Annotated in this window: 20 protein-coding genes; 10 read left to right on the top strand and 10 right to left on the bottom strand. The window is 66.0% G+C overall.

From position 1 onward, the window contains the following. The 10 genes from ACE3P0_RS13660 to ruvB all read right to left on the bottom strand — a co-directional run. Positions 1 to 161, bottom strand: a 161-nt coding sequence (locus ACE3P0_RS13660) for a hotdog domain-containing protein (protein WP_374403225.1), incomplete at its 3' end; no start/stop codon positions are given. A gap of 64 nt (positions 162 to 225) precedes the next feature. Then, positions 226 to 1,524: a DUF6445 family protein gene (locus ACE3P0_RS13655; RefSeq protein WP_374403224.1), complete on the bottom strand. Its 1,299-nt coding sequence runs from the start codon at positions 1,522 to 1,524 to the stop codon at positions 226 to 228. A 31-nt stretch (positions 1,525 to 1,555) separates the two neighbouring features. Further along, positions 1,556 to 2,863, bottom strand: coding sequence for a DUF58 domain-containing protein (locus ACE3P0_RS13650; RefSeq protein ID WP_374403223.1), 1,308 nt, complete (start codon positions 2,861 to 2,863; stop codon positions 1,556 to 1,558). 8 nt (positions 2,864 to 2,871) lie between these two features. Further along, the gene (locus tag ACE3P0_RS13645; RefSeq protein ID WP_374403222.1) at positions 2,872 to 3,843 is read right to left on the bottom strand and encodes an AAA family ATPase; all 972 of its coding nucleotides are present in this window, start codon (positions 3,841 to 3,843) and stop codon (positions 2,872 to 2,874) included. Continuing rightward, on the bottom strand, positions 3,840 to 5,054 hold the full coding sequence (locus tag ACE3P0_RS13640; protein ID WP_374403221.1) for a DUF4350 domain-containing protein: 1,215 nt from the start codon (positions 5,052 to 5,054) through the stop codon (positions 3,840 to 3,842). Before ACE3P0_RS13640 ends, ACE3P0_RS13645 begins: the two co-directional genes overlap by 4 nt. Beyond that, positions 5,051 to 6,556 (bottom strand): DUF4129 domain-containing protein, encoded by a 1,506-nt coding sequence (locus tag ACE3P0_RS13635; protein WP_374403220.1) that lies wholly within the window; start codon positions 6,554 to 6,556, stop codon positions 5,051 to 5,053. The genes ACE3P0_RS13640 and ACE3P0_RS13635 overlap by 4 nt, the downstream gene beginning before the upstream one ends. Beyond that, positions 6,546 to 7,529, bottom strand: coding sequence for a stage II sporulation protein M (locus ACE3P0_RS13630; RefSeq protein ID WP_374403219.1), 984 nt, complete (start codon positions 7,527 to 7,529; stop codon positions 6,546 to 6,548). Before ACE3P0_RS13630 ends, ACE3P0_RS13635 begins: the two co-directional genes overlap by 11 nt. Beyond that, positions 7,526 to 8,212: an RDD family protein gene (locus ACE3P0_RS13625; RefSeq protein WP_374403218.1), complete on the bottom strand. Its 687-nt coding sequence runs from the start codon at positions 8,210 to 8,212 to the stop codon at positions 7,526 to 7,528. Before ACE3P0_RS13625 ends, ACE3P0_RS13630 begins: the two co-directional genes overlap by 4 nt. A gap of 7 nt (positions 8,213 to 8,219) precedes the next feature. Beyond that, on the bottom strand, positions 8,220 to 9,011 hold the full coding sequence (locus ACE3P0_RS13620; protein WP_374403217.1) for a BPSS1780 family membrane protein: 792 nt from the start codon (positions 9,009 to 9,011) through the stop codon (positions 8,220 to 8,222). Between the two features lie 105 nt (positions 9,012 to 9,116). Next, positions 9,117 to 10,178, bottom strand: a complete 1,062-nt coding sequence (ruvB, locus tag ACE3P0_RS13615; RefSeq protein WP_374403216.1) for a Holliday junction branch migration DNA helicase RuvB — start codon at positions 10,176 to 10,178, stop codon at positions 9,117 to 9,119. Between the two features lie 222 nt (positions 10,179 to 10,400). Between ruvB and ACE3P0_RS13610 the strand changes: the two genes are divergently transcribed. The 10 genes from ACE3P0_RS13610 to ACE3P0_RS13565 are packed head-to-tail and all read left to right on the top strand — an operon-like array spanning position 10,401 to position 20,302. Beyond that, entirely contained in the window at positions 10,401 to 11,543 is a 1,143-nt protein-coding gene (locus ACE3P0_RS13610) for a methyl-accepting chemotaxis protein (protein ID WP_374403215.1), read from the top strand. A 15-nt stretch (positions 11,544 to 11,558) separates the two neighbouring features. Next, positions 11,559 to 11,927, top strand: coding sequence for a response regulator (locus ACE3P0_RS13605; protein ID WP_374403214.1), 369 nt, complete (start codon positions 11,559 to 11,561; stop codon positions 11,925 to 11,927). A gap of 31 nt (positions 11,928 to 11,958) precedes the next feature. Continuing rightward, positions 11,959 to 12,267, top strand: a complete 309-nt coding sequence (locus ACE3P0_RS13600) for a lipid asymmetry maintenance protein MlaB (RefSeq protein WP_374403212.1) — start codon at positions 11,959 to 11,961, stop codon at positions 12,265 to 12,267. Between the two features lie 3 nt (positions 12,268 to 12,270). After that, positions 12,271 to 14,457, top strand: coding sequence for a chemotaxis protein CheW (locus tag ACE3P0_RS13595; RefSeq protein WP_374403211.1), 2,187 nt, complete (start codon positions 12,271 to 12,273; stop codon positions 14,455 to 14,457). Positions 14,458 to 14,472: 15 nt separating this feature from the next. After that, entirely contained in the window at positions 14,473 to 16,125 is a 1,653-nt protein-coding gene (locus tag ACE3P0_RS13590) for a methyl-accepting chemotaxis protein (protein ID WP_374403210.1), read from the top strand. Between the two features lie 12 nt (positions 16,126 to 16,137). After that, on the top strand, positions 16,138 to 16,692 hold the full coding sequence (locus ACE3P0_RS13585; protein ID WP_374403209.1) for a chemotaxis protein CheW: 555 nt from the start codon (positions 16,138 to 16,140) through the stop codon (positions 16,690 to 16,692). Between the two features lie 2 nt (positions 16,693 to 16,694). After that, on the top strand, positions 16,695 to 17,531 hold the full coding sequence (locus tag ACE3P0_RS13580; RefSeq protein WP_374403208.1) for a protein-glutamate O-methyltransferase CheR: 837 nt from the start codon (positions 16,695 to 16,697) through the stop codon (positions 17,529 to 17,531). Beyond that, positions 17,528 to 18,019, top strand: a complete 492-nt coding sequence (locus ACE3P0_RS13575) for a chemotaxis protein CheD (protein WP_374403207.1) — start codon at positions 17,528 to 17,530, stop codon at positions 18,017 to 18,019. Before ACE3P0_RS13580 ends, ACE3P0_RS13575 begins: the two co-directional genes overlap by 4 nt. Further along, the gene (locus ACE3P0_RS13570; RefSeq protein ID WP_374403206.1) at positions 18,016 to 19,071 is read left to right on the top strand and encodes a chemotaxis response regulator protein-glutamate methylesterase; all 1,056 of its coding nucleotides are present in this window, start codon (positions 18,016 to 18,018) and stop codon (positions 19,069 to 19,071) included. Before ACE3P0_RS13575 ends, ACE3P0_RS13570 begins: the two co-directional genes overlap by 4 nt. Beyond that, a complete protein-coding gene (locus ACE3P0_RS13565) occupies positions 19,061 to 20,302 on the top strand; it encodes an EAL domain-containing protein (protein ID WP_374403205.1) in 1,242 nt (413 codons plus the stop codon). The genes ACE3P0_RS13570 and ACE3P0_RS13565 overlap by 11 nt, the downstream gene beginning before the upstream one ends. Positions 20,303 to 20,304 lie beyond the last annotated feature (2 nt).

The following is a 20,304-nucleotide window of genomic DNA, read 5'->3' as shown; positions in this document are numbered from 1 at the left end:
CGCAACTGCTGCTGTTCAAAACCAAGCGCCCGCAGCCATTCGGTGCGGGCACGTTCGCAGAACTTCAGGTAGTTCGCGTAGTACACGACACCCGCGGCGTCGGTGTCCTCGTAATAGACGCGCACCGCGAAGCGATGCGACGGGGCGTGGTGTCGATGCATTGCACAATTTTACACGGCTGGCATCCACCAACCGGTAACGACTCGTAACCGAGTGCCTCGGCGTTCAGGCCGGTTCGAAGAAGAACAGCTGCACCAGGCGGCCATCCTGCAGCGTCGAACCGAAGACGTTCGATAGCGAATGGAAGAAGTGGCCGCGGTACAGCACCAGGCGGTTGTTGCGCATTGGCAGTTCGACGATCGGCTCCCAGGCGTCGCGGCCGTCCGCGATTTCGTTGAACGGGCGGCTTGCCTGGTTGGGCAGCCAGCGCTCCTGAAACGCCTTGAAGGAGCGGAAGCCGGCCGCGCGCACTTCCTCGTCCGGCAGGCGGCGCTCCCAGCCGGTTTCGCGATGGCGCCAGAACATCGTGCCGCCTTGTTCCTGGCCGGGCAGGTTGAGGTAAAGCACCGCGGCGAAACGATCCCAGTTGTCGCCGTCTTCGTTGTCGACATGGATGTCGGTGCGCGCGGTGGAGCCGGCGTACGAGACGCGATAGGCGCCGGTATCGGGCGAGATCCACTTGACCCGCCGCCCCAGTGCGCTGGCGATGACGGCCATGATCTCCTGCGGGTCGGTGCCCTTGGTTTGCAGCCCTGGGAAGTTCTGCCCGGCGTAGACGATCGGCTGGAAGTCCTGCTCCAGCGCGTGCTCGCGGTAGCCCAGGGGGTGCTTGAGCACGTCATCGATGATCGCGAGGCCGGTTGCCTGCGCAAACGCATCGAGCGCTGCCTGGTCGCTCATCGATGGGTGGCGTGCGGCATCCGCTTTCAGCGACACGGTGCGCGGCGTCAGCGCCGGATCCGGGTCGGCGTAGCCGATACGCCGCTGCTCAAGGAGCTTCGGGTTCAACGCGATGGCGCGCTGGTGCGCATCGACCGCATTTTCGAGCTGCCCGTCAAAATAGTAGAGCTGCGACAGGGCGTCCCATGCGTCGGCGGCGTCCGGCTGTTGCTCGGTTACGGCCCGCATGTGCGTAATGGTAAGAGCCCGGTCGCCGAAACGTTCTGCCAGTTGGGCGATCCGGCGTCGGGTGTCGGTCTCGGCCGGGTCGATTTCGGCGGCGCGGGTAAAGGCAGCAAGGCCTTCGCGCTCACGCCCGATCTCGCATAGGGCCTGACCGAGATTGAAGAAGGCGGAGGCATCGTCCGGCAGTTGTTCAGCGGCGCGGCGCATCATCGCCAGCCCCGGTTCCCGCAGCCCCATCTGGAACAGCGCGAGGCCCTGATACTTGCTTGCGGCGTGCAAATCTGGGGCGATGCGGAGTGCGGCCTGGTAGGCCTGAACCGCCTCGGGCAGGCGGCCTCGCTGATGCAAAGCCATCCCTTGGGCGAGGAACAGGTTCGGATCTGACTGACGTGCTTTCATCGGCGCATTTTACCCATCGCGCCGGAAAGTCTCAGAGGCGACCCTCGGCCTTGACCGCCAGATAGCGGTTGACTGTTGTAATTGCGAGCGATTCTGGCGTTGTGTCGAGGCACAGCACGCCGGCCTGACGCAAACGGCGGAAGCTGGCCTCGCGGCGGGCGCGGTAGTCGTGCGCCGCGCCGCGCAGGGCTGCGCTGTCGATATCGGTTGCAGGTGTTTCAACGGCGGTATCGAGTGCGCGCTCGCGCAAACTGGCGACCAGCACCAGATGACGGCTGCCGAGCAGGCGCGCCGCGGCGAGCAGGTTGTCGTCGTCCTCGTCGCGCAGGTTGGTGAGGATCACCACCAGCGCCCGCTTCTTGTCGCGTGCCAGCAGTTGTTGGGCAGCCTTCTCGAAATCCGAGGCTTCGAGCGTGGGTTCCAGGTCGTAGACCGCGTCGAGAATGCGCGTCAGCGTGCTGCGCGACTTGTGCGGCGCCAGCGCGCGGTGGTGGCCACCCAACGTATGCAGACCAACGGCGTCACCGTGGCGCAGGCCGACCTGCGCGAGCAGCAGCAGCGCGTCCAAGGCGTGATCGAAGTGCGACAGCGCGCCGTCGCGCGCGCCCATGCGACGGCCGGTGTCGAGCATCAGGATGATGCGCTGATCGCGCTCGTCCTGATATTCGCGCGAAATGAGTTTGCCCAGCCGCGCGGTGGCACGCCAATCGACTTGCCGGGGGCTGTCGCCCTCGCGGTACTCGCGCAGTTGTTCAAAATCCAGACCCTGGCCGCGTCGGCGACGCTTCAGCACGCCGCTGGCGGCGCTGCGCGCGTCGGCTGCCAGCAAGGCATGGCGGCTGTACACGGTGAAATTGGGATAGACGCGTACCCGATTGGTCGCTTCGATACGGTGCTGGCGTTGCCAGAAACCGAGCGGCGAAAGCAGGCGCAAGGCAATCGGGCCGAAATGGTGTTCGCCGCGCGCCTTGGGGTGCAGCCGGTAGGTGATGAGCGCGGCACGCGTGGCCGACAGGCTGAGCGCCACCGGCATGCCTTGCATGTCGCAGGCGGAGGGTGCGTGGTCGCAGACTGTCGCCGCGCGCGGGCGCGTGCCGTGCCATCCGATCGTCAGCGTCACCGGCGAACTTTCGCCCAAGGGCAGCGCGTGTTCGACGCGGCGCGTCGCGCTCGGTGCGTGCTCCCACCAGCCCAGCGCAGCGTCGATCGCAGCCATCACGGTGAGGCCCGCGGCGCAAGCCCACCACAGCGGCACCAGAGCAGGCCACAGCGTCGGCGCGAGCGCAGCGAGGGCCAGCGCGGTGACGCTCAGCAGCAGGGCGCGGGAGGGCAGCAGCATCGCTTGGTTCAGCTGCGTGGCGCGTCGACGCGGCTCAACAGATCGTCGAGCAGCGCAGCCATTTCGATGCCCTCGATTTCTGCCTCGGCAGAGCGCAGGACGCGGTGGCGCAACGCGGCGGGCGCGACGGCCTTGATGTCGTCTGGCAACACATAGTCGTGGCCGGCCAGCAGCGCGCGACCGCGCGCCGCGCGCACCAGCGCAATGGCGCCGCGCGGGCCGCTGCCGATGGCAATGCCCGGCCAGTCGCGGGTGGCGCGCGTAAGCCGCACGGCGTAATCGAGCACGGCGTCGTCGACCGGCAGATGAGCGGCGAGTTGCTGCATCGCGAGGAGCTGGTCGGTGCTGGCGACGGTGTTCACCGCGTCGACCTCCAGCCGGTCTGCGACACGTCCGCCGGTGGCCCATGCGACCAGCGCGCGTTCGTCGGCGTGCGCCGGGTAGTCGATCAGCACCTTCAGCAAGAAGCGGTCGAGCTGGGCTTCAGGCAGCGCGTAGGTGCCTTCCTGTTCGATCGGGTTCTGCGTCGCCAGCACCAGGAACGGGGGCGGCAGTGCTTCGGCCTTGCCGTCGATGGTGACCTGGCCTTCCTGCATCACTTCCAGCAAAGCGGCTTGCGTCTTTGCCGGTGCACGGTTGATTTCGTCGGCGAGCAGCAGGTTCGCGAAGACCGGCCCACGGCGCGTCAGGAACTGGCCGCTGCGTGCGTCGTAGAGCGTGTGGCCGGTCACGTCGGCGGGCATCAGATCGGGTGTGAACTGGATGCGCGAGAAGCTGCCTTCGAATGCCTTCGCGAGCGCCTTGACCAGCAGGGTTTTGCCGAGCCCGGGCACGCCTTCGAGCAGCACATGGCCGCCGGCAAACAGGGCGCACAACGTTTCATCCACCACCTGTGGCTGGCCGATGAAGACGCGGCTGACTTCGTCGTGCAGCGCGCGGGCCAGGCGGTGGGCATCGCTGAGGGTGAGCGGCAGGGTCATCGTGAGTTCCTTCGGGCAGGGCGGGGGCGCGCGGCGCGCAGCCGGGTGTCGATTTGCGCCAGTGTTGTTGCCAGGCGCAGATAGTGATGGGCGTCGCGCGGCGCGGTGTCGAGTGCTTCGCTCACAGCGTCGGGCGTGAGTTCGGCGCGCTTCGCCGCATCGGCAATCTGTTCTGCGGTGCTGCCGGGAAGTTTCGCGAGCAGGCGGCGGACCTCGTCACGCGGGCCGCGCAGCAGCGCTTCGTGCTGGCGCTGACGTAACAGGAAGGCGGCCAGCGCACGCAGGTGCAGTTGCAGGCCGGGTCTTGCTGCTGGCGGTGCCGCCTGCAAGGCGCCGAAGCGGATGCTCGCGCGCCACAGCATCAGAATCACCAGTGCGAGCAGCGCGAGGAGTGGCAGCGGCGCGCGTTGCCACAGCCAGGCCGGCAGCGAGGGGTACTCCGGTTGCGTGGCGAAGATCACTTCGTCGCGATCGCGTTCGAGCAGCACTGCGGCTGCGAAGCGTGCGTTGTCTTGCTGGCCGATGTTGGGGTTGAGCAACGGGCGGTCGTCGCACAGCACGGTCAGCGCGCCACGACCGACGCGGAAGCGGGCGACGGCAATTGCCGCGGCATCGTCGAGCGCTTTGCCTCCGTGGGCCTTGGCGGGTGCCTCGCTGTCACTGTCGTCTTCATCATCATCACTGTGACGGGGCTTGTAGCCCTTCACGGTGGCCTGCCACACGATGGGATGCGGCGTTGTGAAGACGTCGCATTGGCGGATGCCGACCTGCAGCGAGCGGCCTTCAATGTCGAGGCGTGCGCCGGACCTCGTCTGGTGCACGCCGAGCGCCTGAATACCGAAGGCGCGAGACAGGCGCTGCGGTTGCCAGTCGCCGGGTACCGCGATCACCGCATGGCCGCCCCCGCGCACCCAGGCCGCAATCTGCTCGCTGGTGCGCGCGGCTGCGGCGTCTGGCAGGGCCTGGTTGAGCCACAGCGTTGCACCTGTCGGCAGAGCGCTCAGTTCGGTGGCGTCGTGCACGACGCGGGTGCGGTAGCCCAGCGCTGTAATCATGCGCCGCGCGGCGAGTGAATCGTCGCGCAAGGCCTCGCCGCTCGGCCGCGCGGGCTCGTCAACTTCGACCCACTCGAGGCGCGGCAGCAGCCAGGCGCTCGCGATCAGCACGATGCCCAGCACCAGCAGGATCATCAGACGACGGTCTCGATTCACGATCCGCCCCCGAAGGCCTCGCGCCAGCCGGTGCAGAGGCGTTCGCTGTCCTCACCTGTCGGCGCGGTATGCGCATAGGCAACGCCCTGCCAGCTGCGCGTGAGTTGTGCGAAGTAGGCGCGCGCGCCGCTGCCTGCGCGGGTGACGCGCATCAGGCAGTCGCCTTCGGTATCGCCGCGTGCGAAAGGAATCTGCGACTGGTGCGCCAGGCGCGATAGCGCGCCACGGTAGAGCAGGCCGAGCGCTTCGCGGTGTCGGCCGCTGGCGAGCAGCTGACGCGCTGCCTCGGCCACGTCGTCGGGCAAGGATTCGGGGCGGATGTCGAGACCGGCGACTTCGGCGGGCGGCGGCGGTGGCGTGCGGCGCGCGCGGATCACGCCGAGCTGGCGCAGCAGCACACGCAGCAGGATGGCGGCCACGATGGCGATGCCGATCCAGCCAGCGATACGCAGCCCCTCGGCCATCCAGCGGCCGGCGCCGCGCCAGAACTCAAGCCAGCGCTTGAGCCAGCCCGGCGCATCCTGCGTTTTGGTCTCGGGCTCTGCACGGAACTGAAGTTGTTGATGCTTGCGGCTTTTTCCGAATTCGGGGGCCTTCAGTACTTCGGCGATCGCCTTCGGAGCCCGACGGATGGCGGCCTCGCGGCGCGGTTCGGAGGCTTCGGCCGCAGGGGCCGGCAACAGCGTGACGCCGCAAGCCACGAGCAGCGCTAGCATCGCGAGGCGCTTGGCGCCCTCGCTCGCAAGCCTGCGGAACAGCAGTTCCACGTCCCAGGCTTCAAGGTCGGTGCGCCGTTTGAGGTACAGCGCGAAGCCGCCAGCGACGTAGAAGGGCTCGATCAACCCGACCATGCAGGCGTAGCCAAGGTTGAAGGCGAGCGCGACCCAAATGGCTTGTTGGGGATCGATGACTTCGCTTCCGGTCATCGCGGGCCAGATGTGTTCGAGGATTGAAACCCGTTCCGGCAGCAGGTTTTCGATCAGCGCGATGGCGCCGAACAGCAGCACGTATTCAAAATTGGCGCAGCAGAACATCAGGCCGAAGCCGGCGCCGCCGACGCGGTTGGCGACGATGCGGCGGCGGTCGCGCGCGACGCGGCCCTTGAGGCCTTCCAGCTGATCGACGGGCAGCCGTGTGCTGCGTAGCGGATCGAGCCGCCGCCACAGCAGCGCCGGCAGCAGTGCGCTGTGGCGTATCAGGCCGGGCAGCGCGCGCCATGTCTGCCGCACGCCCGGCTGTTCGCCGAATACGGCGTGCGACAGGCCATGCAGCAGCGCGCGGTCGTACAGCGGCTTGAGCCACCAGATCAACGTGCCAGCAAGGCTGGGCATCTCGAGCGCGTAGCCAACGACGGCGATGATCAGCAGCGCGGGCGGCAGAATCACAGCGAAGCTGGTCGCGAAGATGCTGCGCGCGTGGGCCTGCACCAGCCGTATGCCAAGGTCCACTGCTTCCATGCCGCTGCGCGGACGTAGCACCAGCGCGAGCTGCTCAGGGCGCATTGCGCCTCCCCGCGAGCAACAGGTAGCCCAGTACCAGCAGCCAGTTGAATGCGCCGACCGTTACCTTCACCTGCAAGGGCAGCGTACGCGGCGACCAGAAGGCTTCAAATGCCGCAGCGATCACCAGCATTGCCGCGGCACCGGCAACGATGCCGATCACGCTGCGTGCTGCCAGCCGTAGCGCCGCGCCGCGCGTGCGTTCTCCAGGCGCCAGCAGCGCGAGGCCCAGCCGCAAGCCGGCGGCGCCACAGAGCACGATGGCGCTGAGCTCGAAACTGCTGTGGCCGGCGACGAAGGAGTAGAAGCGCGCGGCATGACCGAGGTTGACCACGTGCGCTTCCACCGTGCCCATGAAAACGCCGTTGTAGAGCAGCATGAACAGCGTGCCGATGCCGGCAAAAAGGCCGCTGGCGAAGGTGCGAAAACCGATGCCGATGTTGTTGTAGATGTAGAAACCGAACATCGTCAGGTCGTCGCGCGCGCCGCGCGCGGTGCCGAGTTCGGCAGCGTCGGGGCCGTACATCGTGTCGAACTGGGCGAGCTGTTCGGCGGGCAAAACGATATACGCGAAGTCGGGCGACAGCCGAACTGCGATCATCGTTGCGATGTAAGGCAGCACGAAGACGAGCAGCGCTGCGACCACGACCCGCCACTCGCGCTGCACCTCGCGCGCGAAGCCGCTGGCAAGGTAGTGTCCGAAGCGGCGTAGCCCGCCACCCGGCGTGCCATAGAGGCGGTCATGCCCTTCGAGGGCGAGCCGGTGCAGGCGCTCGGTCAGTGCCGGGCCATAGTCGCGCGACTGAGCGAGCGCCAGATGCTGGCAGATCTCGCGGTAGCGCGGCGCCATGTCGTCATCCGCGAAGGGCGCGGGCTGCTTGGCGCGCTGGCGCCGTGGCAGGCGCGTGAAGGCAAGCCAGTGTTCGAAGGCATCCCAGCGCGCGCTGAAGCGCGCTTCGAACTGCTCCTGCCTCATTGTTCGCGGCCGCTCAGATAGTGCGCAAGCCCATAGAGCCGAGACACCGCGAGCGCGCCACGAGCGTCGTCAGTCAGCGTGGGCGCTTGTTCAGCGAGCTCCTCGGCGCGCTCGGGCGACAACCGTGGTGCGCGCTCGGCGAAGGCCAGCACCGCGCGCTGCGCGGTGCGCGACAGCGGCGCATGCGGCCGCCAGCGCGGCGCGTCCGGTGCGATCGGCAAGGGTGTGGCGGAGCGCCGGTAGGTCACCACGGTGTCGGCGACGATGTCGCCCAAGCGGCGGAAATCGCGCGTCGCGAGCATCGATACGAGGCCGATGGCGTAGAAGAAAGGCAGGAAGTCGACCACGCGCAGCAGGTTGCGTGTCATCGATGCGGCCCAGCCGACCGGGCTGCCGTCGGCGTTCAACACGACTAGGCCAAGCGCGCGTTTGCCCGGTGTTGCACCACCGGCGAGCACTTCGAACAGCACCGGATAGAACCACTCGATCAGAAAGGCACCGACCAGGATCAGGCCGGTGCCGGCTTTGCCGAAGGCGCTGAGCGGGAAAGCGAGCACCAGATAAATGCCGATCCGGATCGCGAGGTCCACAAACCAGGCCAGCGCCCGGGGGACCGGCCCTGCGCAATGCAGCCGCAGGGCGATCAGCTCGGGGGTGGAGACCTCGCGAACGGTGTCGAGCATCAAAGACTCAGGCGTTGCTCGTCTCGATGAAGATGTCGCGGTAAGCCACGTAGACGGTCAGCATCAGTACCGGAAGCAGGATCAGCCAGCCGAGGCCGATCGGAATCGTCGCAGCGATCGCGAGCACGATGTAGGACAGCATGCCGACCAAACCGGCAAGGACGTTCTTGAAGCTGCCCTTAACGCTGGCCTGCATGGCCTGTGTGGCGCTCATCTTGTGCTCGAACACCAGATAGGGCGCGAAGATCACGCTGGTGGCAAGCAGCATGATGACGACGAAAAACAGCAGACCGAGGCCGATGCCGGTACCGGCCATCGCAGCGATCGACGCGCGGCCGCCGAAGATGGCGCCAAACAGGCCCGAGGTGCCGACGACGATGGCGAGGATCGCACCCACCGCGAAGATCGCACCGATGTAGATCACACCGATCAGCAGCAACTGACCGGTCTGTTCGCGAAAGCCATCGAAGATCTGGCCGACTTCGAAGCTGCCCTTGAGCCGCTGGCTCGTCGCGCAGGACGCGATGCCGGCGGAAACGAGCGGGAAGGCGATACCGACGACGATGTTCACCACCGGGATCATCGACGCCACCATCATCACGCCGAAGGTGATCACGATCACCAGCCACCACATCATCGGTTGCTGCTTGAACAACTGCCAGGCATCGACGAACCAACCGAATCCGCGCCCGGCGTCGACGCTGCGGCCTTCCGGGATCAGGGTTTCAGCGGGATTGCCGGCGGGTGCTACGTCACGAACTTCGGCCGACGGCGGTGCGTAGGGGTTTTGTTCAGACATGTTGGCGTCTCACGGTGGCGGGGAAAGCGGCATCTTAATGCAGGTGTAATCACCGGTGCCGATGTTCCGCCCAGCGCGGCGTGATGCGCCGCACGTCGGTCGCGCTCAATCCTTCCACAGTTCCGGAGTCGCGCTGCCGGGGGGTAGCAGGCCCAGATGGCGATAGACCGCCGGGGTGGCGACGCGGCCGCGGGGGGTGCGCTGCAGGTAGCCTTGCTGGATCAGGTAGGGCTCCAGCACATCTTCGATCGTGTCGCGCGACTCGCCGATCGCGGCGGCGAGGTTGTCGACGCCGACCGGGCCGCCGGAGAACTTCTCGATCACCGCGTCGAGCAGCTTGCGGTCCATGATGTCGAGGCCGACCGGGTCGACGTCGAGCATGGTCAGCGCGGCATCCGCAACCGGGCGGGTGATTTCGCCGTTCGCCTTTACTTCGGCGAAGTCGCGCACGCGGCGCAGCAGGCGGTTGGCGATACGCGGCGTGCCGCGTGCGCGGCGGGCGATTTCGAGCGCGCCGTCGTCCTCGATGCCGACTTTCAGCAACTGCGCCGAGCGGCCGACGATCTGGCGCAGCTCTTCGGCGTTGTAGAACTCGAGCCGGGCGACGATGCCGAAGCGGTCGCGCAGCGGGTTCGTCAGCATGCCGGCGCGCGTGGTAGCGCCGACCAGCGTGAAGGGGGGCAGGTCGAGCTTGACCGAGCGGGCGGCCGGGCCCTCGCCGATCATGATGTCGATCTGGTAATCCTCCAGCGCCGGGTACAGCACTTCCTCGACCACTGGCGACAGGCGGTGGATTTCATCGATGAACAGCACATCGTGCGGTTCAAGGTTGGTCAGCAGCGCGGCGAGGTCGCCGGCGCGCTCCAGCACCGGGCCAGAGGTCTGGCGCAGGTTGACGCCCATTTCGGCGGCGATAATGTGGGCCAGCGTGGTCTTGCCCAAGCCCGGTGGGCCGAACAGCAGCACATGGTCGAGCGCTTCCTTCCGGTTGCGCGCGGCGCCGATGAAGATTTCAAGCTGGTCGCGGATCTTCTGTTGGCCGGTGTAGTCAGCCAGCCGCTTGGGCCGCAGTGCGCGCTCGAGCGCTTCCTCCTGCGAGGACGCGGGGGCGGGCGCGACGATGCGTTCGCTGGGCGGAAGGGGGCTGAGCCGGTCGGTTTCGATCATGGTGTCGCGAGTTTAGCGCGACTTGTCGCCTCGGCTGCGGGCGCCCGGCCCTGCGGTGTGCATGACGTAATTGCCTTGGCAGCAGATGCGGCGCGTGTCAAGTATCCGCTCAAGTTCGCCAGGAAGGCGCCGATAAACCACTCGGGCATCCGGCGCGTGGTTCGCTGCGCGCATCGGCCAGCGAGCAGCCTTCGATTCCCCTTCCCTGCAACGGAGACTGAAATGGGTCTGACGGCAACTCTTTTGCGGCGTCCGGCGCACTTCGCGCTTGTTCTGGTCAATCTGCCTGTCTGCGCCTGGCTGGCCGGAGCCTGGTGGTGGGGGCTGATCTGGGCTGTGGTGCTGGGCGCGGGCTTGCTATGGGCGGCGCGCGAGCTTGTACCGCAGCCCGCTACGGTGGCGATCGAACTTGCGGACAGCGCACGCGCCTCTCCGTGCGGTGACGACACCTTGCCGCACCTGGTGGCGGATGTGGTGCCGCTGTGGAACCGGCATGTCACCCAGGCGCAGGAGCAGATGCGCTCGGCGATCAACGCGCTCGCGCAGGGGTTTGCATCGCTGAGCGAGCGGCTGGCCGCCAATGCCGGCGTTGGTGGCGATGAGGCGCAGGCGCTTCAGACGATCCAGCAAGCCGAACAGGGGCTGCGCGAGATGGTCGATACGCTCAACCAGACGCAGGCCTTCCGTTCTCGCTTGATCGAGCAGATCGGCGGGGTTGCCGCCTACACCGAACAGCTTCAGCGCATGGCTGAGGACGTTGCCAATATCGCCAAGCAGACCAACCTGCTGGCGCTCAACGCAGCGATCGAGGCGGCGCGCGCCGGTGAGAGCGGCCGCGGCTTTGCCGTGGTGGCAGACGAAGTACGCAAGCTGTCGACGCAGTCTGGCGATACCGGGCAGCGTATCCGCGGCATCGTCGCGACGGTGGCGGATGCGATCCGGCAGACCCTCGCGATGTCGGAAACCTTCGCCAAGGACGAACACGCGATCGTCGAGCAATCGCGCGCGACGGCGGAACGCATCATCGGAGACTTCAACGGTACCGCCCATGCTTTGCAGGATTCGGTGGCTGCCCTGCAGGCCGAACGCCGCGAGGTGGAGGCCGACATCGAGGCGGTGCTGGTCAATCTGCAGTTCGAGGACCGGGTGCACCAGATCCTCGACCATGTGCTGCAAGACATGACGCATCTTGCCGACGCCTCCCGCACGTTGACCGAGAATCGCGATCAGGCCGCGCTGCTCGATGTGAAGGCCTGGATGGACCGGCTGTCGAGCAGCTATACCACGCTTGAACAGCGCGAGCTCCACCACGGCAAGGACGCCGCGAGTGCGAAGCCGGCCGCCACCGGGATCACCTTCTTCTAGTCACCAGATACCACCATGAGCAAAACCATCCTGATCGTTGATGACTCTTTCAGCCTTCGCCGCACGCTGGCGATCGCCCTCAAGGGCGCCGGCTATGACGTGGTCGAGGCGGGTGACGGCAAGGAGGCGCTGGGCTGCCTCGATGGCCGCAAGTTCAACCTGATCATCTCGGACGTGAACATGCCCAACATGGACGGCATCAGTTTCGTCAAAGCCGCCAAACAGTTGCCGAACTATCGCTTCACGCCGGTGATCATGCTGACCACCGAAACCGACCAGACGAAGATCGCCGAAGGCAAGGCCGCCGGTGTGCGCGCCTGGGTGGTGAAACCCTTCCAGCCGCCGGCATTGCTCGATGCAGTGGCAAAACTGATCGCACCCTGAGCGCTCCACCCCGTTTCGCCGGAGGCTGACGATGACTGACTCCGCAACAAAGGCTGCAAGGATCTCGCTCGAAGGCGAGATGACGATCTTTCAGGCGGCAACGCTGAAGGACCAGTTGCTCGATGCGCTGAGCGCCGGCGACGCCCTGGAGGTCGATCTCTCGCATGTGATCGAGCTCGATACTGCCGGTGTGCAGCTGATGCTGATGCTGCAGCGCGAGGCGCAGGAGACGAATCGTGTGCTGCGCTGGAGCGGGCACAGCCCAGCGGTGCTGCATGTCTTGCGCCTGCTCGGGCTCGACAGCGAGCTCGGCGAAGCCGTATCGATTGTTGGAGCCTGAGCCATGGACCTGTCTGCTGCCCGCGGTGCCCTGGTTCAGGAATCGCGCGAGTTGCTTGCCGACATGGAGCGCGCGCTGCTTGAAATCGAGTCAGAAGGGATCACCCCTGAACGCGTGAACGCGGCGTTCCGCGCCGCTCACACGATCAAGGGCTCGGCCGGTCTATTCGGCCTGGAACTGATCGTCAGCTTCACGCATGTGATGGAGAACGTGCTGGACCGCGTTCGCAGCGAGACGCTGCGGCTGGAAGGCTCTCTCGTCTCGGTGTTGTTGCGCTGCGGTGACTACCTCGGCCGTCTGGTCGATGCGATTGACGCCGGCGAGGATGAGCGCGATCCGGATCCGGGCGGGCGCGACGCCCTGCTTGCGGCGCTGCGCGACGTGCTCGGTGCCAGCTCGCCAGCAAAGGCTGTTGCGGTTGATGCGCCGGAAGCGCGGGTTGAACGCGAACCGGCCGGGCTTGGCGCCGGCAACGAACACTGGCACCTGTCGCTGCGATTTGGTGAAGACGTGCTGCGCAACGGCATGGACCCGCTCTCCTTCATCAACTACCTGTCGGGACTGGGCACCATCGTGTCGCTGTACACGCTGGCTGAGCGGCTGCCGCGGGCTGACAGTTTCGATGCCGAATCCTGCTACCTCGGCTTCGAAATCGATCTGCTGTCGGATGCCGACAAGAAGACGCTAGACGATGTGTTCGAGTTCGTGCGCGACGAGAGTGAAATCCGCATCCTGCCGCCGCGCGCGAAGATTGCCGAGTTCATCGAGCTGATCGAGGCGATGCCGGAGTCGCGGCAGCGCCTCGGCGAGATTCTCGTTGCGGGCGGCACGCTGACCGCCAACGAACTCGAAAAGGTGCTGCAGATCCAGGCCCGCGCGCGCGAGTCGGGCGGCGAAATTCCGCGCATCGGCGAAATCCTGGTGCAGGAACACATGGTGCAGCCGCCGGTCGTGGCGGCCGCGCTGTCGCGCCAGAAGCAGGCCGAAGAGCGCCGCAGCACCGAGCACAAGATCGTCAAGGTCGAAGCGGGCAAGCTGGATCAGCTGATCAACCTGGTCGGCGAGCTTGTCATCGCGTCGGCTGGCGCGCGGCTGTTGGCCGAACGTACGCATCAGGGGCATCTGGTCGAAGCGCTGGGCGAAGTCGGGCAACTGGTCGAGCAGATCCGCGACCGCGCGCTGAACCTGCGCATGGTGCAGATCGGCGAAGTGTTCCAGCGCTTCCCGCGCGTCGTGCGCGATGTATCGCAAGAACTGGGAAAACGTATCGAGCTGGTGATCTCCGGCGCCGAAACCGAACTCGACAAATCGATGGTCGAGCGCCTCGCCGATCCACTGATGCATATCGTCCGCAACGCCATGGATCACGGCATCGAACCGGTGGAAGAGCGGTGCATGGCCGAGAAGCCGGAGCAGGGGCGCTTGTCCTTGCACGCGCTGCACGAGTCCGGCTGTGTCGTGATCGAGATCAGCGATGACGGTCGCGGGCTTGATACCGCCCGCATCCGCGCCAAAGGCATCGAGCGTGGCCTGATCGGGCCCGAGGATGAGCTGAGCGATGCCGAGATTCATCAGTTGATCTTCGCGCCGGGATTTTCGACTGCGGCGCAGGTCACCAACTTGTCTGGACGCGGCGTTGGCATGGATGTCGTCAAGCGCAGTGTCGAGGCCCTGCGCGGCGAGATCGATATCAGTTCGCGCAAAGGGGCCGGCACTACCTTCCGCATTCGCCTGCCGCTGACGCTCGCCATCATCGATGCTTTCCAGGTTGCCGTTGGCGACACGGTGTTCGTGATCCCGCTGGACATGATCGTCGAGTGCGCCGATATGCGCGCCCCGGAAGGCCCGCAGCACATCGTCAACCTTCGCGGCGAGGCGCTGCCCTTCGTCAGCCTGCGCGAAGTCTTCGAAATCGGTACGGACGAAGCCCCACGCCCTGCGCGTGAGAGCCTGGTCGTGCTGGCCTATGGGCAACAACGGGCCGGGCTGGTCGTCGACCGCCTGCTTGGCGAATTCCAGGCGGTGATCAAGCCGCTGGGCAAACTCTTCACCGGCGTGCGCGGCATCGGTGGCTCCACCATCCTTGGCGATGGTTCGGTGGCGCTGATTCTGGATGTGCCGAGCCTGATCGCAACCTGCACCGAATCCCAGACCACTCACGCGCAAGCCTTCGGTGGCCTGCTGAACTGAGCAAGGAGAAGCGAAATGAACTGGTTTCTGCGTTTGAAGCTCGCCCAGAAGTTACTGGTGGCGTTTCTCACCTGCGCGGTGCTGACAGGTGTCGTTGGCGTCTATGCGCTGACGCGCATCGAATTGCTGCGCGGCATGCTGGAAGAGACCTACGCAACCCGGCTCAAATCAATCGAATACCTGAGCCACACGCTGGTGCGAATTGGCGCGCACAACCGGGCCTATGCACGCCTGCCGTCGATGAAGGATGTGGCCGTGCAGGAAGAGACGGCCAAGCGCGGTGATGAGCACTGGCAGGCCGCATTGAAGGAGTTCGAGGACTACAAGAAGCTGCCCTCAACCGCAGAAGAAGATGTGATGACGCGCAAGGCCGAAGCGCTGTTTGATCCCTACCTGAAGGCCTCCGCCGAGGTGCTGAAGCTCTCCGCCGCAGGCAAGAGCGACGAGGCCGGCGTGCTGAGCAACGGTGATGCGCGCAAGGCGTTCAACGCCGTATCGGAACTGGTCACGGATCTATCGAACCTCAACTCCAAGGTCGCCAAGGATTTCTATGAAGAGTCGGCGGCGACAGCTCGCGAAGCCCGGCTCGTCATGACGATTCTGGTGCTTTTGGCGGTCGTGCTGGCGATCGGGGCCGGCGTGCTGGTGACGCGGATCATCTCGCGCCAGATTGGCGGCGAGCCGGACTATGCGGCGGACGTCGTGCAGCGCGTGGCTGCCGGCGACCTTACGATCAAGGTCAGCGTGAAGCAGGGCGACGAAACGAGCTTGCTCGCATCGATGGCGCAGATGGTCGAGAAGCTGACGCGCATCATCGGCGATGTGCGTGCATCGAGCGATGCACTCGCGTCGGCGTCGGAAGAGGTGTCCGCTTCGGCGCAAGCGCTCAGCCAGAACGCCACCGAGCAGGCGGCCAGCGTGGAAGAGACCAGTGCATCGATGGAAGAAATCGCCGCCACGGTGGCGCAGAACTCCGAAAACGCCAAGGTCACCGACGGCATTGCATCGAAGTCGGCACGCGATGCCGGCGAGGGCGGCGAAGCCGTGCGCGAGACGGTCAGTGCGATGAAGCAGATTGCGCAGAAGATCGGCATCATCGACGACATTGCCTACCAGACCAACCTGCTCGCGCTCAACGCGGCGATCGAGGCCGCGCGCGCAGGCGAGCATGGCAAGGGTTTCGCGGTGGTGGCCGCCGAAGTGCGCAAGCTCGCCGAACGCAGCCAGGTGGCGGCGCAGGAGATCAGCGGCCTGGCCGCCAACAGTGTCAGTATGGCCGAGCGCGCCGGTTCGCTGCTTGAAGAACTGGTGCCGTCGATCACTCGCACCGCTGATCTGGTGCAAGAAATTGCCGCTGCGTCGCGCGAGCAGACCGGCGGGCTGGATCAGATCAACAGCGCGATCGGCCAGATGACGCAGACCACGCAGACCAACGCGTCGGCCTCTGAAGAACTCTCGTCCACCGCCGAAGAGATGAGTTCGCAAGCGGTACAGCTGCAGGAGATGATGCAGTTCTTCCGTACCGAAGGCGATGCGCCGCGGCGCCGCGCGCCGAAGGCGGGCCGCACAACGCCCACGCGCGGCGCACCTGCCGGCAAGGCCAAGCGCCCGGCCGCAGCGGCGATCGAGGGCGATGATGTGGATGAAGACGCCTTTGTGCGGTTCTGACAGGGGAATGCAATGACGACTTTGCCAACCCCCGCAGCGGGCAAGCCGGTCACGACGCGGCAAGCGGTGTCGGAGGCGCCCGTGGCTGCACCGCAGCAATACCTGACCTTCCGGCTGGGCGATGAGCGCTTCGCGATCTCGATCCAGTCGATCCGCGAGATCATCGAGTTTCCCGGACTCACCAGCATCCCGCTGACGCCCGGCTTCCTCGCCGGTGTCATCAACCTGCGTGGTGCGGTGGTGCCGGTGATCGATCTCTCGGTGCGCTTTGGGCGCGCCGCAACCGAGGTCGGGCGGCGCACCTGCATCGTGATCGTCGAAGTCGAAACGGAGGACGGCCTGCAGGCGCTCGGTGTGATCGTCGATGCGGTCGACGAAGTGGTGGACGTTGAAGCGGCGCAGATCGAGACGCGGCCGAACTTCGGCTCCGGTATCCGCGCCGACTTCGTTGCCGGCATGCTGCGCCTGGGCAACCGCTTTGTCGTCGCGCTCGATCTCGACAAGGTGCTGTCCGCTGAAGAACTCGAACAGATGATCGGCATCGCAGCGGGGGCCCAGCCAGGCTGACGATGTCGGACACGATGTGTGTGGCGATGAACCCGGAACAGACCATCGGCACGCGCGCCTTCGGGCGCCTGCAGCGCTTCTTCAGGGAAGCGAGCGGCATCGCATTGAGTTCGCAGAAGCAGGCCCTGGTTGCCAGCCGCTTGCGCAAGCGGCTGGTGCATCATCGGCTGCCGGACTTCGATGCCTACTGTGACCTGCTGCTGTCGCCCGAGGCCGAGGAAGAGCGACAGCATGCGGTCGATCTGCTGACCACCAACGAAACCTACTTTTTCCGCGAGCCTCTGCACTTCGAACTGCTGGCGGACTGGGTGCTGCCGAGCATTACGCGTCGTCCGCTGCGGTTATGGTCGGCTGCATGCTCATCGGGTGAAGAGTGCTACAGCCTTGCCATGCAGCTCGACCATGTCGTCGGGCGCGAGGGCTGGGACCTGGTCGGCACCGATCTGTCGCAGCGCATGGTGCAGCACGCGCGGCGTGGGCTCTATCGCCAGGCACGGCTCGATGCGATGCCGCGGCACTTCCTGCGCAGCTACTGCCGGCGCGGTACCGGGCAGTACGAGGGTTACCTGCTCATCGAGCGCGCACTGCGCGAGCGCGTGAGCTTTCTGCAGCACAACCTGTTCGACAGCCGCCCCACCTTGGGTCGCTTCGATGTGGTGTTCCTGCGCAATGTACTGATCTACTTCGACGCGGCGGCAAAGCGCGAGATCGTGCTGCGCGTGATCGAACGCATGCCGGTCGGCGGCTGGCTTTTCATCGGCCGTTCGGAGAGTTTGCAGGAGCTAGATCTGCCCTTGCGTGCCGAGGGCCACTCCGTCTACCGGGTGGTGTCAGCATGATCCGCCATGTGCATGCAGGCGACATCGTGGTCGGCGGGCCCGAGGACGAACTGCGCGCGATCCTCGGCTCCTGTGTCGCGGTAACGCTGTGGCATCCGCTGCGCCGCATTGGCGTGATGAGCCATATCGTGCTGCCGGCGCACAGGGGGGCAAGGCGGCGGAATGGCGCGCCGGCCGAGGACACGCGTTTTGCCGATGAGGCGTGGCGCGCGATGCAGAACAGCCTGCGCGATCACGGCATCAGCGTGACCGAGTGCCAGTGCAAACTGTTCGGCGGTGCGCAGGTGTTTGCCAGCGGCTCCGAAGTCGGTGGCGACAATGTGCGCGCCCTGCGCGACCTGCTCGGTCAATCCGGCCTGACAATCGTGCGTGAGCATGTGGAAGGCACTGGCCACCGCGTGCTGCGTTTCATGGTCGGCACCGGCGATGTGTGGGTCAGTCACCGCCAGGGCGCGATCCAGCTTCCCGCGAAAGGGTTTGAACAATGATCCGTGTGATGGTGGTGGACGATTCCGCGGTGGTACGTCAGGTGGTGCAGGAAGTGCTGCGCCAGCACCCGGATATCTCGGTGATCGCGACCGCGTCGGACCCGATCTTCGCGCTCGCGCAGATGCAGAAGAACTGGCCGGATGTGCTGTTGCTCGACGTGGAGATGCCGCGCATGGACGGCATCACCTTCCTCAAGCAGATCATGCAGCAGCGGCCCACGCCTACGGTGATCTGTTCTTCTCTGACCGAGAAGGGCGCGCAGATCACGATGGAAGCGCTCGAGGCGGGCGCGGTGAGCATCATCACCAAGCCGCAGATCGGCGTCGGCGGCTTCCTGCGCGACAACGAGGACGAGCTTGCAGGGGCGATCCGTGCGGCTGCGGCGGCGAATCCGCGGCGCCTCAACGTGAAACTTGCGACCCCCAAACTCACGGCCGACGCGATCATGTCGGCGCCGCGACCCAGCGCTGCAATGGCGCGCACGACCGATCGCTTCGTCGCGATCGGCGTCTCCACCGGCGGCACCCAGGCGCTCGAATACGTGCTGCCGGCGCTGCCGCGCACCGCGCCCGGCCTGGTGATCGTGCAGCATATGCCGGAGCGCTTCACCAGCAGCTTCGCCGCGCGCTTGAACAGCCTGTCGCAGATCGAGGTCAAGGAGGCTGCGACCGGAGACCGCATCCACACCGGGCGCGCGCTGATTGCGCCGGGTGGGCGGCATACCCTGGTCAAGCGCAATGGCGCTCAGTATGTGGTCGAGGTCATCGACGGCCCGCTGGTGTCGCGCCACCGGCCGTCGGTCGATGTGCTGTTCCGCTCGGTGGCCAAGTCGGCCGGGCCGAACGCGCTGGGCATCATCATGACCGGCATGGGTGACGACGGTGCGCGTGGCTTGAAGGAAATGTTCGACGCCGGTGCCCGCACGCTGGGGCAGGACGAAGCGAGCTGTGTGGTGTTCGGCATGCCCAAGGAAGCGGTGCGCCACGGTGGTGTGCAGGAGCTGCTCGGGCTCGACAAGATTCCCAACGCGATTGTTGCCTATGGTCGCTGAACTACCGCTATCGGCCGAACTGCTCGGCCGCGGTGTGCTGGTCGTCGATGACAGCGCGCTGCAGCGCATGGCGCTGATCGAACATCTGCAGGCGCTCGGTGTGAGCCGCATCTTCGAGGCGAACGAGGGTGCCGATGCACTCGCACGCCTTGCGCAGCTGCTGCCGCAACCGGCGCTGATGGTGATCGATCTCGAGATGCCGGGCATGGATGGCGTCGAACTGATTCAGCACCTTGCGGAGTTGCCCTTGCCGCCGGCCATCGTGCTGGCGAGTTCGAAGGAAGACGTGCTGATCAGTGCGGTCGCCTCGATGATCGACAGCCTCGGCCTGCCCTTGCTCGGTGCGTTGCAGAAGCCGGTGTCGCGTGAGGCGCTGTTGAAGGCGCTGCAGGGTCTCGACGCCGAACGCAAGAGCGCGCCGCGCGAGGGGCGCCAGGCTCCGAATGTGCCTGCGGAAGAATTCAAGCGTGCGCTGGACGCCGGAGAAGTGCAGCCGTTCTTCCAGCCCAAGGCATCGCTGCAGCTGGGCATGGTCAAGAGTGTGGAAGCGCTGGCCCGCTGGGTGTCGCCGGCGCGCGGCGTGGTACCGCCGGATGAATTCATTCCACTCGCCGCACAGCATGGGCTGATGTCGCAACTCACGCTGCAGATGCTGGACAAATCGATCGAGGCGCTGCGTATGTGGCAGGCGCGCGGCCTGCAGCTCTCGGTCGCGATCAACTTGTCGCCGGCATCGCTGCACGATGTGGTGCTCACCGACGGCCTGATCCGGCGTGTTGAATCCTCCGGCATCGATGCGCACCACTTCATGTTCGAGGTAACAGAAACTGCGATGGCGGCCGATGCCGCACTCGCCACCGGTTGCCTGGTGCGCTTGCGGCTACGCGGCTGTGGCCTATCGATCGACGACTACGGTACCGGCTACTCGTCGATGCAACAGCTCTCGAAGCTGCCGTTCTCTGAACTCAAGGTGGACCGCTCCTTCGTCACCGGTGCGTGGCAACGGCCGCATCTGCGCACCTTGCTTGCCTCGGCTATCGAGATCGGCCAGCGGCTCAAACTTGGCACGGTTGCCGAAGGGGTCGAAACGCTCGAAGACTGGCAGCTCCTGCGCGAGCTTGGTTGCGAGCTGGCGCAGGGTTACCTGATCGCGTGCGCGCTGCCGCCCGATGAGTTGCTCAAGGCGCTGCCCTCAATCAACCAGCGCTTGCGCATGTTGCGCGCAGACTGAAG

The organism is Niveibacterium sp. (assembly GCF_041909475.1).
In the GTDB taxonomy this organism is placed as follows: Bacteria; Pseudomonadota; Gammaproteobacteria; order Burkholderiales; family Rhodocyclaceae; genus Niveibacterium.
The sequence above is the reverse complement of the archived record's forward strand: the minus strand, read 5'-3'. Positions and strand labels throughout refer to the sequence as shown.

Bases quoted from the DNA above. Each gene is read 5' to 3' on its own strand.
- ACE3P0_RS13590 (WP_374403210.1), top strand. From the start codon at position 14,473: ATGAACTGGTTTCTGCGTTTGAAGCTCGCCCAGAAGTTACTGGTGGCG.
- ACE3P0_RS13635 (WP_374403220.1), bottom strand. From the start codon at position 6,556: ATGCGCCCTGAGCAGCTCGCGCTGGTGCTACGTCCGCGCAGCGGCATG.
- ACE3P0_RS13655 (WP_374403224.1), bottom strand. From the start codon at position 1,524: ATGAAAGCACGTCAGTCAGATCCGAACCTGTTCCTCGCCCAAGGGATG.
- ACE3P0_RS13585 (WP_374403209.1), top strand. From the start codon at position 16,138: ATGACGACTTTGCCAACCCCCGCAGCGGGCAAGCCGGTCACGACGCGG.
- ACE3P0_RS13565 (WP_374403205.1), top strand. From the start codon at position 19,061: ATGGTCGCTGAACTACCGCTATCGGCCGAACTGCTCGGCCGCGGTGTG.
- ACE3P0_RS13650 (WP_374403223.1), bottom strand. From the start codon at position 2,863: ATGCTGCTGCCCTCCCGCGCCCTGCTGCTGAGCGTCACCGCGCTGGCC.
- ACE3P0_RS13630 (WP_374403219.1), bottom strand. From the start codon at position 7,529: ATGAGGCAGGAGCAGTTCGAAGCGCGCTTCAGCGCGCGCTGGGATGCC.
- ACE3P0_RS13595 (WP_374403211.1), top strand. From the start codon at position 12,271: ATGGACCTGTCTGCTGCCCGCGGTGCCCTGGTTCAGGAATCGCGCGAG.
- ACE3P0_RS13610 (WP_374403215.1), top strand. From the start codon at position 10,401: ATGGGTCTGACGGCAACTCTTTTGCGGCGTCCGGCGCACTTCGCGCTT.
- ruvB (WP_374403216.1), bottom strand. From the start codon at position 10,178: ATGATCGAAACCGACCGGCTCAGCCCCCTTCCGCCCAGCGAACGCATC.
- ACE3P0_RS13625 (WP_374403218.1), bottom strand. From the start codon at position 8,212: ATGCTCGACACCGTTCGCGAGGTCTCCACCCCCGAGCTGATCGCCCTG.
- ACE3P0_RS13645 (WP_374403222.1), bottom strand. From the start codon at position 3,843: ATGACCCTGCCGCTCACCCTCAGCGATGCCCACCGCCTGGCCCGCGCG.
- ACE3P0_RS13600 (WP_374403212.1), top strand. From the start codon at position 11,959: ATGACTGACTCCGCAACAAAGGCTGCAAGGATCTCGCTCGAAGGCGAG.
- ACE3P0_RS13580 (WP_374403208.1), top strand. From the start codon at position 16,695: ATGTCGGACACGATGTGTGTGGCGATGAACCCGGAACAGACCATCGGC.
- ACE3P0_RS13620 (WP_374403217.1), bottom strand. From the start codon at position 9,011: ATGTCTGAACAAAACCCCTACGCACCGCCGTCGGCCGAAGTTCGTGAC.
- ACE3P0_RS13605 (WP_374403214.1), top strand. From the start codon at position 11,559: ATGAGCAAAACCATCCTGATCGTTGATGACTCTTTCAGCCTTCGCCGC.
- ACE3P0_RS13570 (WP_374403206.1), top strand. From the start codon at position 18,016: ATGATCCGTGTGATGGTGGTGGACGATTCCGCGGTGGTACGTCAGGTG.
- ACE3P0_RS13575 (WP_374403207.1), top strand. From the start codon at position 17,528: ATGATCCGCCATGTGCATGCAGGCGACATCGTGGTCGGCGGGCCCGAG.